This window comes from Salinicola endophyticus (genome assembly GCF_003206575.1).
GTDB classification, from domain to species: domain Bacteria; phylum Pseudomonadota; class Gammaproteobacteria; order Pseudomonadales; family Halomonadaceae; genus Salinicola; species Salinicola endophyticus.
On record NZ_PZJO01000004.1, the window covers coordinates 292,018 to 307,157 of the forward strand.

A 15,140-nucleotide genomic window follows, 5' to 3' on the forward strand; every position below is an offset into this window, starting at 1 on the left:
CGCTCCTGCCCCGGCCACGCGGCCGGGTCAGGTCGCCTGCAGGCGCGAGTTCTGCTCGCGAGAACCGGGCACCGGCCTCGCCATGGCTGCGCGGCCGGTTCCGGACGCCGGCCCTCCCGGGCGGCGTCTCATGTCATGCCTGGGCTATGTCCGAAAAGCCGGCGGGCGAAGGCCGTTTTCGTGCAATGCCTAAGACCTTTGGACATGCCTCCCTGTCGTCGTTGCGTCACCCGGTGGCGCAACGAGACATCTCCCCCGGGGCAGGGGCTCTTACGCTGACTCTGGTCTGTCGTTCCGGATCCGCCCCGCCAGACGGGTGGACGCGAGGGCAGCCAGAGACCAGCCACAGGAGTTCACGTCATGTCTTCACCCGCCAATCGCGGCGTCGTCTATCGCGGCCCCGGTAAAGTCGCCGTCGAGAACATCGCGTTCCCGGAACTCGCACTGGGCAGCCGTCAGTGCCAGCACGGTGTCATCCTCAAGGTTCTGACCACCAATATCTGCGGCAGTGACCAGCACATGGTTCGCGGCCGTACCACTGCGCCGGAAGGGTTGGTGCTGGGTCACGAGATCACCGGCGAGGTGGTCGAGTGCGGGCGTGACGTCGAGTTCATCAAGGTCGGCGATGTCGTCTCGGTACCCTTCAACGTCGCCTGCGGGCGCTGCCGCAACTGCAAGCGCGGCGACACCCATATCTGTCTCAACGTCAACGGCGATCGTGCCGGCGGCGCCTACGGCTATGTCGACATGGGCGGCTGGGTCGGCGGGCAGGCCGAGTACGTGATGGTGCCCTACGCGGACTTCCAGCTGCTGGTGTTCCCGGACAAGGAGCAGGCGCTGGAGAAGATCCTCGATCTGACCATGCTCTCCGACATCTTCCCCACCGGCTTCCACGGCTGCGTCACTGCCGGCGTCAAGCCGGGCTCGACCGTCTATATCGCCGGCGCGGGTCCGGTGGGCCTGGCGGCGGCGGTCTCGGCACAGCTGTTGGGCGCGGCCTGCGTGATCGTCGGCGACATGAACGATCAGCGCCTCGAACAGGCGCGCAGCTTCGGCTGTGAGGGCCTCGATCTCAAGCAGGACGCCAGCATGTCCGATCTGATCGAGTCGGTGCTCGGTGTGCCGGAGGTGGATTGCGCGGTCGACGCGGTCGGCTTCGAAGCCAACTGCCATGGCCACAACCACGCCCATGAGCAGCCGGCGACGGTGCTCAACGCGACCATGGAGATCACCCAGGCCGGCGGTGCCGTGGGTATCCCGGGTCTCTACGTGACCGAGGACCCCGGCGCCGAGAGCGAAGATGCCAAGCACGGCAACATCTCGATGAAGTTCGGGCTGGGCTGGGCCAAGGCGATGTCGTTCCACACCGGGCAGACCCCGGCGATGCGCTATCAGCGTCAACTGATGCAGGCGATCCTGCATGAGCGGGTCCATATCGGCAAGGCGGTCAACGTCCAGACCATCTCCCTGGACGATGCGCCCAAGGGCTATGCGGCCTTCGATGGCGGGGCGGCCAAAAAGTTCGTGATCGACCCCCACGGGACCCTCGGCTGATCCCGACCCCGCCCGATACCCGGGTGTTTGTGTGACGTGCCGGAAGCGCCTGCGGGCGCTTCCGGCCGTTTTGCGTTTGGTTTTGGCCACCCGGGGCGGCAGAATCGGGGGACGACCGCCGTCCGCTGAAGAGAGCCGAGCATGACCGTACCCGACCCCGACCTGCCGCGCTGTGCCTGGGCGCAGACCCACCCGCTCAATGCCGCCTACCACGATGCCGAGTGGGGCGTCCCCGAGTACGATAGCCGCGCCCTCTGGGAGAAGCTGATCCTCGATGGCTTTCAGGCCGGTCTCTCCTGGCTCACCATCCTCAAGAAGCGTGACGCCTTCCGCGAGGCGTTCGAGGGGTTCGACCCCGAGCGCATCGCCCGCTACGACGAGGCCGATATCGAACGCCTGATGGGCAACGCCGGCATCGTCCGCTCGCGATCCAAGATCGAGGCGACCATCGGCAACGCGCGGGCGTATCTCGCCATGCGTGACAACGGCGAGGATTTCGCCGATTTCCTGTGGGGTATGGTCGGTGGTCGTCCGATCCAGGACTCTATCGGCAGCGACGGTTCGGTGCCCACCCAGACGCCGCTCTCTGTCGATATCTCCAAGGCGCTCAAAAAACGCGGCTTCAAGTTCGTCGGGCCGGTGATCGTCTACGCCTGGATGCAGGCCGTGGGGATGGTCAACGACCATGCCGAGGATTGCCATCGCCGCAAGCCGGTGGCCGCAATGGGCTGAACCACTGCGTAGATCGCTTTTTGACGTGATATCACCGACACGCCGCCCTTCAAGGCGGCGTTTCTGCTGCTTGCAGCCGCGCCGTAATCCATCCCCACGCACGCTTCTCGCCCCCCCGCTGTCGCAAATCACCAGGCCATGTCGCAAACGCACTCTAGCGTGACGTGGCAGAGCATCATGCCCCCCCGGGCGGGCGATACCATCGCGGAAAATCACCGCACGCCGACCGCGTGTCGCCAAGGCGACGAGCGACGTAGAGAGGGTCCCCATGCAACGTTATTCCGGTTTCAGCCTGGTCAAGCACGCGCTCAGTCATCACGAGAACTGGGAGCGCCACTGGCGTAACCCCACCCCCAAGAAGCGCTACGACGTGATCATCGTCGGCGGTGGCGGCCACGGTCTGGCGACGGCCTACTACCTCGCCAAGGAGTTCGGCGTCACCAATGTGGCGGTGATCGAGAAGGGCTGGCTGGGCGGCGGCAATACCGCGCGCAATACCACCATCGTGCGCTCCAACTATCTGTGGGACGAGGCGGCGCAGCTCTATAACCACTCCCTCGATCTGTGGAAGGGGCTGTCGCAGGATCTCAACTACAACGTGATGTTCTCTCAGCGCGGTGTGCTCAACCTGGCGCACACCCTGCAGGACATGCGTGACGTGCAGCGTCGGGTCAACGCCAACCGCCTCAACGGCATCGACAGCGAAGTGGTGACCCCCGAGCAGATCAAGGAGATCGAGCCGGCGCTGGACACCTCCAAGAACGCGCGTTATCCGATCATGGGCGCGTCGTGGCAGAAGAGTGCCGGGGTCGCGCGTCACGACGCGGTGGCCTGGGGCTTCGCCCGCGGCGCCGACGCCCTGGGTGTCGATCTGCTGCAGAACACCGAGGTGACCGGCTTCAAGATCCGCGATGGCCAGATCTACGGCGTGCATACCAACCGTGGTGATATCGAAGCGCATACCGTGGGCTGTGTGGCCGCGGGCAACTCCGGCGTGCTGGCCAAGATGGCCGGGATCAAGCTGCCGCTGGAGTCGCATCCGCTGCAGGCGCTGGTCTCCGAGCCGCTCAAGCCGATTCTCAACACCGTCACCATGTCCAACCACGTGCACGGCTATGTCAGCCAGTCCGACAAGGGCGATCTGGTGATCGGCGCGGGGATCGACGGCTATCTCGGTTACGGGCAGCGCGGCAGTTTCCCCACCATCGAGCACACCCTGCAGGCGATCGTCGAGATGTTCCCGATGTTCTCGCGGGTACGCATGAACCGGCAGTGGGGCGGCATCGTCGATACCTGCCCCGACGCCTGCCCGATCCTGTCCAAGACCCAGGTCAAGGGACTCTATTTCAACTGCGGCTGGGGCACCGGCGGCTTCAAGGCCACCCCCGGCTCCGGACACGTTTTCGCAGCCAGTTTGGCAAAAGGGGAAATGCACCCCATCGCGGCGCCGTTCTCCATCGACCGGTTCAATACCGGCGCCTTGATCGATGAACACGGCGCCGCTGGCGTGGCGCACTGAGGAGAGCACACCATGTTTCATATCTTCTGTCCCTACTGCCAGGAGTACCGCGAGGAAGAGGAGTTCCATCCCAGCGGTCAGGCACACCTCGTTCGTCCGGCCGACCCCGCCAGCGTGAGCGACGACGAGTGGGGGGACTACCTGTTCTTCCGTGACAACCCGCGCGGTATCCACCACGAGATGTGGGTGCACCGGCTGGGTTGTCGCAAGTTCTTCAACATCACCCGCGACACCACGAGCTACGAGATTCTCGAGACCTATCGCATGGGCGAGCAGCCGAGCATCACCGCCGCCAACGCCGAGGTGCGCCGCGAGCAGGGCGTGCAGACCGCCGACGGCGGCTGGCAGACCGTGGGCGCGCAGCCCGAGAACAGCCGGCTCAACGAGGAGACGCCGTCATGACCCAGTCCAATCGTCTCAATCAGGGCGGGCGCATCGACCGCTCGCGGCGGCTGTCGTTCACCTTCAACGGCCAGCAATACATGGGCTTCGCCGGGGATACTCTGGCCTCCGCGCTGCTGGCCAACGGGGTGGATGTCGTCAACCGCAGCTTCAAGTATTCGCGGCCGCGCGGGATCACCGCCGCCGGGCCGGAAGAGCCCAACGCCATCGTTCAGCTCGGCGCCACTGAAGCCGCCCAGGTGCCCAACGTGCGTGCTACCCAGCAGGCCCTGTATGACGGCCTGGTGGCGCGGGGTACCAACGGCTGGCCCAGCGTGCAGCGCGACGTGATGAGCTGGGTCGGCAAGCTGGGCGGTGGTTTCATGCCGCCAGGCTTCTACTACAAGACGTTCATGGCCCCGGCCTCGATGTGGATGACCTACGAGAAGTTCATCCGCAAGGGGGCCGGTCTCGGCCGCTCGCCCAGCGAAGCCGATCCGGACATCTACGACCACTTCAATCAGCACTGTGACGTGCTGGTGATCGGTTCCGGCCCGGCGGGGCTGACCGCCGCGCTCTCCGCCGCCCGTGCCGGTGCGCGGGTGATCCTGTGCGACGAGCAGGAAGAGATGGGTGGCTCGCTGCTCGATAGCCGCGAATCCATCGACGGCGCCCCGGCCAGCGCCTGGGCCGAACAGGCCGTGGCCGAACTCGCCGGCCTGGATAACGTCACGCTGCTGCCGCGGACCACCGCCAACGGCTATCACGACCACAACTTCGTCACCCTGCACGAGCGGCGTACCGAGCACCTCGCCGATACCGCCGCGGCTGCCGGGCGCGAGGGCGAAGTGCGTGCGCGTCTGCACCGGGTGCGTGCCGGCCGCGTGGTGCTGGCCAGCGGCAGCCACGAACGCCCGCTGGTCTATGCCAACAACGACGTACCCGGCAATCTGGTGGCCGGTGCCGTCTCCGTCTATATCCGCCGCTATGGGGTGGTGCCGGGGCAGCGGCTGGTGCTCTCCACCAACAACGACCACGCCTATCGTGCGGCGCTGGACTGGCAGGAGGCCGGCCGCGAGGTCGTCGCGGTGGTCGACTCGCGGGCCAAGCCGGACGGCGATCTGGCCAAGCAGGCCCGCGACGCCGGTATCCGTGTCATCACCGGCAGCGCCGTGATGGAAGCCACCGGCAACCAGCGCGTCAGTGGTGCCAAGGTGGTGGCGATCGACACCGAACGCTTCGTGGTGACCGGCAAGGTCGAGACGCTGGAGTGCGATACCATCGCCAGCTCCGGCGGTTACAGCCCGGTGGTGCACCTGGCGTCGCACACCGGCAAGCGCCCGCAATGGCGTGACGACCTGCTCGGTTTCGTGCCCGGTGAGGTCAAGGGGATGCATGTCGCCGGCGGTGCCCACGGCGTCTACGCCCTCGGCGAGGCTCTGGCCGACGGTGCCGGTGTCGGTGCCGAGGCGGCCCGCGCGGCGGGCTTCGAAGAGGCGGCGGCGATCGCCGTCCCCGACGTCGAGGTGCGCCACGAGTCGCCGACCAGCGCGCTCTATCAGGTGCCCCACGAGAAGCCGCCGCTACGCGCGCCCAAGCAGTTCGTCGATCTGCAGAACGATGTCACCGCGGCAGCAGTGGAGCTGGCGACCCGCGAGGGCTTCGAGTCGATCGAACACGTCAAGCGCTACACCGCGCTGGGTTTCGGTACCGACCAGGGCAAGCTCGGCAACATCAACGGCATGGCGATCGCGGCGCGCTGTCTCAATCGTTCGATTCCCGACGTGGGCACCACGGTCTTCCGTCCCAACTACACCCCGGTCAGCTTCGGCGCCATCGTCGGCCGCCACTGCCGCGATCTGTTCGATCCCGAGCGCTATACCGCGCTGCACCAGTGGCACGTGGAGAACGGCGCCGAGTTCGAGGATGTCGGCCAGTGGAAGCGCCCCTGGTATTTCCCGCGCCGGGTCAACGGCAAGCGGGAGACGATGCATGAAGCGGTGGCGCGCGAGTGCCTCGCGGTGCGCCGCGGCGTGGGCATTCTCGATGCCTCGACCCTGGGCAAGATCGATATCCAGGGGCCGGATGCGCGCGAGTTCCTGGGCCGGGTCTACACCAACAAGTGGGCCAAGCTGGCGCCGGGGCGGGTGCGTTACGGGCTGATGTGCAAAGACGACGGCATGCTGATGGACGACGGTACCACCAGCTGCCTGGGCGAAAACCACTTCCTGATGACCACCACCACCGGCGGCGCCGCCGGCGTGCTGGAGTGGCTGGAGCTGTGGCACCAGACCGAGTGGCCGGAGCTGCAGGTCTACTTCGGCTCGGTCACCGACCACTGGGCGACCATGACCGTGACCGGTCCGGACGCGCGCAAGCTGATGTCGGAAGTGACAGACATCGACCTCGACCGCGAGCAGTTCAAGTTCATGGACTGGAAAGAGGGCAAGGTCGCCGGCGTCCCGGCGCGGGTGTTCCGTATCTCCTTCACCGGCGAGCTGGCGTTCGAGATCAACGTCCAGGCCAACTACGCCATGCACGTGTGGAAGGCGCTCTTCGCCCACGGCGAGAAGTACGACCTCACGCCCTACGGCACCGAGACCATGCACGTGCTGCGTGCCGAGAAGGGGCTGATCATCGCCGGTCAGGACACCGACGGCTCGGTGACCCCGGAGGATCTGGGCATGCACTGGGCGGTGGGTTACGACAAACCGTTCTCGTGGATCGGCCAGCGCGCGCTGACGCGTCCGGACACCGCCCGCGAGGATCGCAAGCAGCTGGTGGGGCTCAAGCCCAAGGACCCCAAGGTGGTCCTCGAGGAGGGGGCGCAGATCGTGCTCGACCCCGAGCAGAAGATCCCCATGACCATGATGGGTCACGTCACCTCGAGCTACTACAGCCCGGTACTGGAGAGCGGCTTCGCGCTGGCAGTGCTCAAGGGCGGACGCAACCGGATGGGCGAGACCGTCTATCTGCCGATGTCCGATGGCAGTGTCCACCAGGCCGAAGTCGTGAGTACCGTCTTCATCGATCCCAAGGGAGAGCGCCAGAATGTCTGAAGCCCATTCCGAAGCCAGTGTCGGCAACGCTGCCACTTTCGACACGCATCCGGGCGCCGACGCCGGCGTCACCCCCGAGTCGCCGCTGCAGTGGAGCCGAGTGCAGGGGCACGTCACCGAGGAGGGGGGCGCCGCCGAGCAGATCCGAGTGGTCGAACGGCCATTCCTCGGCCATCTGGTGCTGCGCGGCGGGGCCATCACCCTCGACGAGGCGGTGCGCGCCGAACTCGGCGTGAGCCTGCCGGGCAAGCCGCTGGGGCTGGTGCTCGACGCCGAGGGCAGCCGTTCGGTGCAGTGGGTCTCGCCGGACGAGTGGCTGGTGATCGTGCCCGCCGGCGAGGAGTTCGAGCTGGAGAATCGGCTGCGTGCGCGGCTGGGGGATGCCCACTTCGCCATCGTCAATGTCGGCGGCGGCCAGACCCTACTGGAGCTCTCCGGTGAGAAGGCGCGTGAGCTGCTGATGAAGTCGGTGGTCTACGATGTGCACGAGCACGGGCTGCCGGTGGGCAAGGCGGTGGGTACCGTCTTCGCCAAGACCAGCGTGGTGCTGCGGCGTCCGACCGAGGCGCGTTTCGAGCTGGTGGTACGGCGCAGCTTCGCCGACTACTGCGTGCGCTGGCTGCGGGACGCCGGGCGCGAGTATGGGCTGCGCGTGGAATCCGCGTCGCCCTGATGATCGAAGGCCCCTGCCATGGCAGGGGCCGGGCCTGGCTGGAGCCACCATGCACTCTGAAAACAACAGCTGGATTCTGTCCGCCCAGTGCCCCAGCCGTCTGGGCACGGTGGACGTGGTGACCCGCTTCCTCAAGGAGCAGGGCTGCTACATCACCGAACTGCACTCCTTCGACGACTACCGCGGCGGGCAGTTCTTCATCCGCGCGGCCTTTCTGCCGGAGCAGGCGGATTTCAATGGCGACGGCTTCCGCGAGCAGTTCACGGCGCGGGCGTCGGCCTTCGACATGCACTTCGAGCTGACCCCGCCGGACTATCGTCTGCCGGTGGTGATCATGGTCTCCAAGACCGATCACTGCCTCAACGATCTGCTCTATCGCTACCGCACCGGGCAGCTGGCGATCGACGTGCGCGCCATCGTCTCCAACCATCCGGATCTGGAGCCGCTGGCGGCGTGGCACGGACTGCCCTATCACCATCTGCCGATCACCCCGGAGACCAAGGCGGAGCAGGAGGCCGAGGTGCGCCGGGTGGTCGAGGAGAGCGGGGCGGAGCTGGTGATCCTGGCGCGCTACATGCAGGTGCTGTCGCCCGAGCTGTGCCACCACTTCGCCGGCCGCGCGATCAATATCCACCACTCGCTGCTGCCCGGTTTCAAGGGGGCCAAGCCCTACCATCAGGCCTACGAGAAGGGCGTGAAGCTGGTCGGTGCCACCGCCCACTACATCAACGACGATCTCGACGAGGGGCCGATCATCGCCCAGGGTGTCGAGGCGGTCGACCATGCCCACTACCCCGAGGATCTGGTGGCGCGCGGCCGCGACATCGAGTGTCTGACCCTGGCGCGGGCGGTGCGCTATCACCTGCAGAAACGCGTCTTCCTGCACGCTGGACGCACGGTGGTGCTCTCCGGCTGATGCCGGCTCGGCGCAGGCACCCGGTGTCTACCGGAAAACTGCCGAAAGCCCGTGATCCCACGGGCTTTTTTCTTGCCTAGCCGTCAGCGGCGGGCCACAATGCGCGGGCACGGAAGGGGAGTATCCCGCCGCCGGCGCTGCGTGCGCCGCCGGTCGATGATGTCGTCAGCACGGGCCACATTGCCCCGGGGTCATCGGTTGTTCGGGCACCCAGCGGGTGCCGCGGCCAGCGGGAGAGACTTTCGGTGACGTTCACCGTCAACCGGAGGTTTCCTCATGCATGTCCCTCTGTGGGTCTGGCTGGCTACGATTGCCGGCATCGCTGCCCTGTTCGTCTTCGACTTCTATGCCCACGTGCGCAAGCCGCACGCGCCCAGCTTCCGCGAAGCGGCCTGGTGGTCGGTCTTCTTCGTTGTCCTCGCCATGCTCTTCGGCGGAGGGCTGTGGTGGGTCTGGGGGCCGCAGCACGGCGCCGAGTACTTCGCCGGCTTCATCACCGAGAAGAGCCTCTCGGTCGATAATCTGTTCGTCTTCCTGATCATCATGTCCAAGTTCGCGGTGCCGCCGGCCTATCAGCAGAAGGCGCTGCTGATCGGGATCGTGATCGCGTTGATCATGCGCGGGCTGTTCATTGCGGTGGGGGCGGCGGCGATCGCCGAGTTCAGCTGGGTGTTCTACCTGTTCGGGCTATTCCTGCTCTATACCGCCGTCCAACTGATGCGCGAGGGCGCCGGGGGCCACGACAGCAACGAGGAGTACGAGCCCAACGCCATCGTACGTTTCGTGCAGAAACGCCTGCCCGCCACCGACGAGTATGATCGCGATCGCCTGCTCACGTTGCGCAACGGCAAGCGTCTGGTGACACCGCTGTTCATGGTGGTGGTGGCCCTGGGCATGACCGACGTGCTGTTCGCGCTGGATTCGATCCCGGCGATCTACGGGCTGACCAAGGAGCCCTATATCGTCTTCACCACCAATGCCTTCGCGCTGCTCGGCCTGCTCCAGCTCTACTTCCTGATCGGCGGGCTGCTGTCACGGCTGGTCTATCTGGGCATCGGGCTGTCGCTGATCCTGGCGTTCATCGGGGTCAAGCTGATCATCGAGGCGATGCACACCAACAACCTGCCGTTCATCAACGACGGCCAGCCGCTGCACCTGGTGCCGGAGATCCCGATCTGGCTGTCGATGACGATCATCGTTGGCACCCTGGTGGTCACCACCGTCGCCAGCCTGATCAAGAGCCGTGGGCAGCAGCAGGCCGGCTGAGCGCCGGCGCCGCGGCATAGATCCGGTGCAGTAGCGCGCGGATCTGTGACATGGGGATGGCCTGTTCCGGCCCGGGCGGCAACGCACCGGGCCGGAAACCGTTGTGGAGAAAACCTTCGAGCAGCGCCGGGTCGCCGCTGATCACGTGCAGCGGCACGTCCTTGCCCGGGCTCGGGCCGATGATGCTCGGCGCGGCCTGGTGATCGCCGAGGATCAGCATCAGCGTGTGCTTGCCGACCTGGCGCTCGGCGAAGCCCGCCGCCGCCTGCAGGGCGTAGTCGATGGCCGGCGCATAGTGCGCGCGCATCGCCTCGGTGTTCTGCCATAGTGAGGCGTAGTCGTCGCCGGCACCGGCCCAGCGCGAGAACACCTCGCCGTCACCGACGCGGTTCCAGTCGACCAGCGTGATCACCGGCGACCAGGGAGCGTGGCTGGAGAGGGTGGCCAGTTCGGCGAAGGTGGCGCGCGACGTCGGCGTGGTGGCGTTCGTGGATGCCGCTGCGGCATCCAGATAGTCGCCCACGCGTTTCCAGGTGAACTGATCGGGCATGCTGGCCCAGCCCATCGGCGGCCCGCGGTAGCCGAGGCTGTCGGCGGTGTGGATCTCGTCGTAGCCGAGCTGGCGGCCTTCGGGCCAGTCGCGGATGATTCCCGGCATCACCGCCAGGGTGCGGTGGTCGCTGGCGGCGAAGTCGTCGACCAGGGTCGAGTGGTGGCGGTTGAGCATCAGCTCGAAGCGTAGCTGCGAGGTGATCGGCAGGCCGCTGAGCAGGGTGGCGTGGTTGAGCCAGGACTGTCCGCCCAGGGTCGAAGCGGTGACCCGGCCGGTGACCATCGACAGCCCTGCGGCGGCCAGCTCGGCCTGTACCTGGGCGAGACGTGGGCGGATCTCGTCGGCGAAGGGTTCGCGCTCGATGGCGGCGACCCCGTAGGACTCGATGAAGCCCAGTACCACGTCGGTCCCCGCCAGCCCCGGCAGTGCCCGCGCTCCCGGATCGCTCTGGAGCTCGCCGCCGAACGCCGCCAGGGCGTTACGTGTCTCCAGCGCCCGCTGCCACTCGAAGGTCACGAAACCCAGCGCCGGGCTGCCGATCGGCGTGGACTCGAGGCGGCCGGCGTGCTGCAGCGCCAGGCCGCCGGCACCGACTGCCAGCAGCACCACCCCCAGGCCGCGCGGCAGTGGAGGGCGATGGTTGGCCGCCAGCAGTGCCGTCAGCGCCCAGCCCACCGCGAACAGTGCCAGCCCCAGGCCGCAGGTCAGCGCCAGGGTCAGCGGCAGGCCCAGATTGGCGACCAGCAGCTCGATCAGAATCGGCAGCAGCGACACGTCGGTATAGAGATTGATCGAGCGCCCCTGCATCGCCTGCATCAGGCCGTCGCCGAGTGCGCCCAGGGCGATCGTCACGCCGATCAGCGCGACTGCGGCACAGGCCCAGCGGCGCAGACGTGACGGCGGCAGCAGCAGGAGCAGGCCGATCAGCAGCGGCGCCTCCAGCGCCAGCCAGTGGTGTGGGGGGAAGCCGGCCCAGGGTAGCTCGGGGGTGAGCAGCAGGGCATTGAGCAGCAGCCATGCCAGCAGCAGGCGCCAGCCGGCCTTGGCCCTGGCCGACTCGAAGGAGAGCGTCATGAGTCTTCCTGAATCCGGTGATCGTTGGGTTGCGGCCCGAGCATAGCACCGCCTATCGCCCGGGGGCTGCACAGGGGCCGGGCGATGCGCACCCGGTAAAGGCAATCGGCGCGGGCGCGGTGGCGGCAGCCACGTTAGACTGTCGATTTTACGCTATAGGGAGAGCTGCCATGCCATCCGCTCAGGAACTCATCGTCGAGCCGAGTCACGGCCGCGCCGCCGACGCCTGTGTCATTCTGCTCCACGGTCTCGGCGCCGATGGCCATGACTTCGAGCCGCTGGTGCCGGCGCTGGGCCTGGATGCGACGCTTTCGGTGCGTTTCGTGCTGCCCCATGCGCCGCAGTTGCCGGTCACCGTCAACGGCGGCATGAGCATGCCGGCCTGGTACGACATTCTCGAGATGAATCTGGGGCGGCGGGTCGATGTCGCCCAGCTGCGCGCCTCCGCCGAGCGGGTGCAGGGCCTGATCGAGGCGCAGATCGAGGCCGGCATCGACAGCCGGCGGATCATCGTCGCCGGTTTCTCCCAGGGCGGGGCGGTGGCCTACGAGGCGGCACTGTCATGCCCGCATCCGCTGGGTGGGCTGCTCGCGCTCTCGACCTACTTCGCCACCGCCGACAGCATCGCGCTGGCCGCGGAGAATCGTCAGCTGCCGATCGAGGTACACCATGGCAGCGCCGATCCGGTGGTGCCCGAAGCGCTGGGCCGCGAGGGCGCCGAGCGGGTCGAGGCGCTGGGCTATCCGGTGCACTATCGCACCTACGACATGGGCCATAGCCTGTGCCCCGAGCAGGCCGGCGACATCGCGGCCTGGCTCCAGGCGCGGCTGGGTTGAGCGGGTATCACGATGCACAGCATGGACGATATCGGCCGCGCCGCCGACGACCCGCGTCTATCGAGCCCGGCGGCGCAGCGTAATCGCGCCCCCATCGCCGCGATCCTGCGCCAGGTGCTGCCGGCCCGCGGCAGCGTGCTGGAGATCGCCAGCGGCAGCGGCGAGCACGCCGTCTACCTGGCCGAGGCGCTGCCCGGCCTGCGCTGGCAGCCCTCGGACCCGAGCCCGGAGGCGCTGCGCTCGATCGCGGCCTGGCGCGAGGTCGCCGCGCGCCCCAATCTGCTGGCGCCGCTGGCGCTCGATGTCACCGCCGAGTGGCCCAAGCTCGAGGAGCTGGTGGCCGTGTGCGCCTTCAACCTGCTGCACATCGCGCCCTGGGCGGCGGCGGAGTCACTGTTCGCCGCCGCCGGGCGCCAGCTACCGCCGGGTGGGCTGTTGGTGCTGTACGGGCCGTTCCGGCGCGCCGGAATGCCGCTGGCCGAGAGCAACTCGCGCTTCGACGAGGCGCTGCGTGCGCGTGATCCGCGCTGGGGTATTCGCGATCTGACGGCGCTGGAAGCGCTGGCCGCCGAGGCCGGGCTGGAGGCGCTGCAGGTGCATGAGATGCCGGCCAACAACCTCTGCCTGGTGTGGCGGCGGGTCGCCCAGGACTAGCCGCGACGGGGATGGCGGCTTCCGCTGCCCCCGATCGCTGCGACTCGACTACACTGAAGTTCATTCCCGACGGCCGACAAGGAGTAACGCCGTGTCAGACTTTTCCGTGGAATTCCGGATGCCCAAGGGCTGCCCCAACTGCGGCAACCACATGATGAAGGTCTCCCAGGCCAAGCAGCCCGACGATGGGGTCTTCTGCACCTCGTGCAATACCGAGGTGTGCGCCTGGGACCAGGCCGAGCGGATTCTCGACGAGACCCCGCGCAGCGAGTCCGAGCAGTTGATCGAGGATGTGATCAATAACAAGAAGCCCGATACCGACGACGAGTGACGCGTGATACGACGCTGACGTCAGAGAGCCCCGGCCGAGTGCCGGGGCTTCTTCGTTTGGGGTTCTCCAACTGGGGGCTGTCGCAGGCCTCCGAGAGGGGCGGGGCGAGGCCCCGCCGCCTGGCGTCACGACAGCGTCACAGCAGCTCTTCGGCCGCCAGCGCCAGGCGCGAACGCTCCACGCTCTTGAGCGTGATGTGTCCGGCATGGGGCCAGTTGCGGAAACGCTCGACCACGGCGGCCATGCCGCAGGTGCTGGCGGTGAGGTAGGGCGTGTCGATCTGGCCGACGTTGCCCAGGCAGACGATCTTGGTGTTGCGCCCGGCACGGGTGACCAGGGACTTGAGCTGTTTGGGGGTGAAGTTCTGGGCCTCGTCGATGATCAGGAAGGTATCGTTGAGGGTGCGCCCACGCATGAAGGTGGGCGAGCGGATCTGCACCCGCGAGCCGATCAACTGGCGGGTGGCGCCGTCGCTCCAGCTGGTCGAGCCCTCGCGCTCGTCACGCAGCAGGTTGTCCATGTTGTCGTGGAAGGCACCCATCCACGGTGACATCTTCTCCTCCTCGGTGCCGGGCAGAAAGCCGATGTCCTCACCCATGGGGATGGGCGCGCGGGTGAAGACGATACGTTCGAACTGCTTGGCGTCCAGCGTCTGCTGGAAGGCCGCGGCCAGGGCCATGAAGGTCTTGCCGGTCCCCGCGCTGCCGGCCAGGGTGATGAAGTCGATCTCCGGGTCCATCAGCAGATTGAGGGCGAAGTTCTGGCGGCTGTCGTGGGCATGCACGCCCCAGACGCCGTCGTGGTGGCGGTAGTTGGTGAGCAGTTGCAGGGTGGCGCGGCGCGGCGAGTGGCTGCGCACGATCGCCTCGAAGTCGGCGCCGTTGTCGCTGTCGGAGACCAGCATGCCGACATGCCAGTCGTCGGGAATCGCGCCTTCCAGGTGGTAGAGGGTGTGCCCCTCGGCGCGCTCGACCATCACGTCGACGTCCAGCGACTCCCACAGGCCGTGGCCGTCGCGGCCGGCGTCGGCATAGACCTTGGCGCCCTCGATCATGGCATCGAGATCGTCGAAAGCCTTGTCGCTGAGGTAGTCCTCCACCGGCACCTTGAGCGCGGCGGCCTTGACCCGCAGGTTGATGTCCTTGGTCACCAGGATGACGGAGGCGTCGGGACGGTCGCGGCACAGGCGGCAGGTTTCGGCGAGAATGCGATTGTCCGGAGAGTCCTCCAGGGTCTCCAGCGGCTCCAGGTCCTGATAGCAGAGGAAGCGCAGACGGCCGGCGGCTCCGCCGCTGACGCGGGGGATGGGAATGCCTTGCTGAATCTCCTCGGGCGTGACGTGGGCGGTGAGGTCGGAGAGAGTGCGGCTGATCTGGCGGGCGGTGCGAGCGATCTCGCGCATGCCGTTCTTGTGCTTGTCGAGCTCCTCGAGCACGGTCATGGGAATGACCACATCATGCTCTTCGAAATGGTAGAGGGCTGCGGGGTCGTGGATCAGGACATTGGTGTCCAGTACGTAGAGCCTGTTCGCTTTCTTGTCGATACGCACCATCGGCAAAAGCACTCCTGTGAGTTCAAGGCTTCTCGACCCT

The 15,140-nt window shown here is 67.1% G+C and carries 13 protein-coding genes; 11 read left to right on the plus strand and 2 right to left on the minus strand.

Annotated features, from left to right (window positions below; genetic code table 11):
• Window positions 1–360 precede the first annotated feature (360 nt).
• The 8 genes from fdhA to DOM66_RS10705 all read left to right on the plus strand — a co-directional run bounded on the left by fdhA (window position 361) and on the right by DOM66_RS10705 (window position 10,100).
• On the plus strand, window positions 361–1,554 hold the full coding sequence (fdhA, locus tag DOM66_RS10670) for a formaldehyde dehydrogenase, glutathione-independent (RefSeq protein ID WP_035471891.1): 1,194 nt from the start codon (window positions 361–363) through the stop codon (window positions 1,552–1,554).
• Between the two features lie 141 nt (window positions 1,555–1,695).
• On the plus strand, window positions 1,696–2,286 hold the full coding sequence (locus DOM66_RS10675) for a DNA-3-methyladenine glycosylase I (protein ID WP_110675433.1): 591 nt from the start codon (window positions 1,696–1,698) through the stop codon (window positions 2,284–2,286).
• 268 nt (window positions 2,287–2,554) lie between these two features.
• Entirely contained in the window at window positions 2,555–3,805 is a 1,251-nt protein-coding gene (locus DOM66_RS10680) for a sarcosine oxidase subunit beta family protein (RefSeq protein WP_110675434.1), read from the plus strand.
• Window positions 3,806–3,817: 12 nt separating this feature from the next.
• Window positions 3,818–4,207: a sarcosine oxidase subunit delta gene (locus DOM66_RS10685; RefSeq protein ID WP_110690109.1), complete on the plus strand. Its 390-nt coding sequence runs from the start codon at window positions 3,818–3,820 to the stop codon at window positions 4,205–4,207.
• Complete coding sequence (locus DOM66_RS10690) at window positions 4,204–7,245, plus strand: sarcosine oxidase subunit alpha family protein (protein WP_110690110.1); 3,042 nt, start codon at window positions 4,204–4,206, stop codon at window positions 7,243–7,245. Before DOM66_RS10685 ends, DOM66_RS10690 begins: the two co-directional genes overlap by 4 nt.
• The gene (locus DOM66_RS10695; RefSeq protein ID WP_110690111.1) at window positions 7,238–7,918 is read left to right on the plus strand and encodes a sarcosine oxidase subunit gamma; all 681 of its coding nucleotides are present in this window, start codon (window positions 7,238–7,240) and stop codon (window positions 7,916–7,918) included. Before DOM66_RS10690 ends, DOM66_RS10695 begins: the two co-directional genes overlap by 8 nt.
• A 49-nt stretch (window positions 7,919–7,967) precedes the next feature.
• On the plus strand, window positions 7,968–8,834 hold the full coding sequence (purU, locus tag DOM66_RS10700; RefSeq protein ID WP_110675438.1) for a formyltetrahydrofolate deformylase: 867 nt from the start codon (window positions 7,968–7,970) through the stop codon (window positions 8,832–8,834).
• 276 nt (window positions 8,835–9,110) lie between these two features.
• On the plus strand, window positions 9,111–10,100 hold the full coding sequence (locus DOM66_RS10705) for a TerC family protein (protein ID WP_110690112.1): 990 nt from the start codon (window positions 9,111–9,113) through the stop codon (window positions 10,098–10,100).
• Here the strand turns inward: DOM66_RS10705 and DOM66_RS10710 are convergent.
• Window positions 10,069–11,727, minus strand: a complete 1,659-nt coding sequence (locus tag DOM66_RS10710) for an alkaline phosphatase family protein (RefSeq protein ID WP_110690113.1) — start codon at window positions 11,725–11,727, stop codon at window positions 10,069–10,071. The two genes, DOM66_RS10705 and DOM66_RS10710, sit on opposite strands and share 32 nt — an antisense overlap.
• Before the next feature lie 170 nt (window positions 11,728–11,897).
• On the opposite strand from DOM66_RS10710, the gene DOM66_RS10715 reads away from it, so the two are divergent.
• The 3 genes from DOM66_RS10715 to DOM66_RS10725 all read left to right on the plus strand — a co-directional run bounded on the left by DOM66_RS10715 (window position 11,898) and on the right by DOM66_RS10725 (window position 13,548).
• Window positions 11,898–12,563: an alpha/beta hydrolase gene (locus DOM66_RS10715; protein WP_110675441.1), complete on the plus strand. Its 666-nt coding sequence runs from the start codon at window positions 11,898–11,900 to the stop codon at window positions 12,561–12,563.
• Between the two features lie 21 nt (window positions 12,564–12,584).
• Complete coding sequence (locus DOM66_RS10720) at window positions 12,585–13,217, plus strand: DUF938 domain-containing protein (RefSeq protein ID WP_110690114.1); 633 nt, start codon at window positions 12,585–12,587, stop codon at window positions 13,215–13,217.
• Between the two features lie 91 nt (window positions 13,218–13,308).
• Window positions 13,309–13,548: a hypothetical protein gene (locus tag DOM66_RS10725; RefSeq protein WP_110690115.1), complete on the plus strand. Its 240-nt coding sequence runs from the start codon at window positions 13,309–13,311 to the stop codon at window positions 13,546–13,548.
• 136 nt (window positions 13,549–13,684) lie between these two features.
• Here the strand turns inward: DOM66_RS10725 and DOM66_RS10730 are convergent, their stop codons facing one another.
• Window positions 13,685–15,100, minus strand: coding sequence for a PhoH family protein (locus tag DOM66_RS10730; protein WP_110675443.1), 1,416 nt, complete (start codon window positions 15,098–15,100; stop codon window positions 13,685–13,687).
• Between the last annotated feature and the right edge of the window lie 40 nt (window positions 15,101–15,140).

Excerpts from the sequence above, each read along its gene's own strand:
- fdhA (WP_035471891.1), top strand. The coding sequence starts at position 361 with ATGTCTTCACCCGCCAATCGCGGCGTCGTCTATCGCGGCCCCGGTAAA.
- DOM66_RS10675 (WP_110675433.1), top strand. The coding sequence starts at position 1,696 with ATGACCGTACCCGACCCCGACCTGCCGCGCTGTGCCTGGGCGCAGACC.
- DOM66_RS10680 (WP_110675434.1), top strand. The coding sequence starts at position 2,555 with ATGCAACGTTATTCCGGTTTCAGCCTGGTCAAGCACGCGCTCAGTCAT.
- DOM66_RS10685 (WP_110690109.1), top strand. The coding sequence starts at position 3,818 with ATGTTTCATATCTTCTGTCCCTACTGCCAGGAGTACCGCGAGGAAGAG.
- DOM66_RS10690 (WP_110690110.1), top strand. The coding sequence starts at position 4,204 with ATGACCCAGTCCAATCGTCTCAATCAGGGCGGGCGCATCGACCGCTCG.
- DOM66_RS10695 (WP_110690111.1), top strand. The coding sequence starts at position 7,238 with ATGTCTGAAGCCCATTCCGAAGCCAGTGTCGGCAACGCTGCCACTTTC.
- purU (WP_110675438.1), top strand. The coding sequence starts at position 7,968 with ATGCACTCTGAAAACAACAGCTGGATTCTGTCCGCCCAGTGCCCCAGC.
- DOM66_RS10705 (WP_110690112.1), top strand. The coding sequence starts at position 9,111 with ATGCATGTCCCTCTGTGGGTCTGGCTGGCTACGATTGCCGGCATCGCT.
- DOM66_RS10710 (WP_110690113.1), bottom strand. The coding sequence starts at position 11,727 with ATGACGCTCTCCTTCGAGTCGGCCAGGGCCAAGGCCGGCTGGCGCCTG.
- DOM66_RS10715 (WP_110675441.1), top strand. The coding sequence starts at position 11,898 with ATGCCATCCGCTCAGGAACTCATCGTCGAGCCGAGTCACGGCCGCGCC.
- DOM66_RS10720 (WP_110690114.1), top strand. The coding sequence starts at position 12,585 with ATGGACGATATCGGCCGCGCCGCCGACGACCCGCGTCTATCGAGCCCG.
- DOM66_RS10730 (WP_110675443.1), bottom strand. The coding sequence starts at position 15,100 with ATGGTGCGTATCGACAAGAAAGCGAACAGGCTCTACGTACTGGACACC.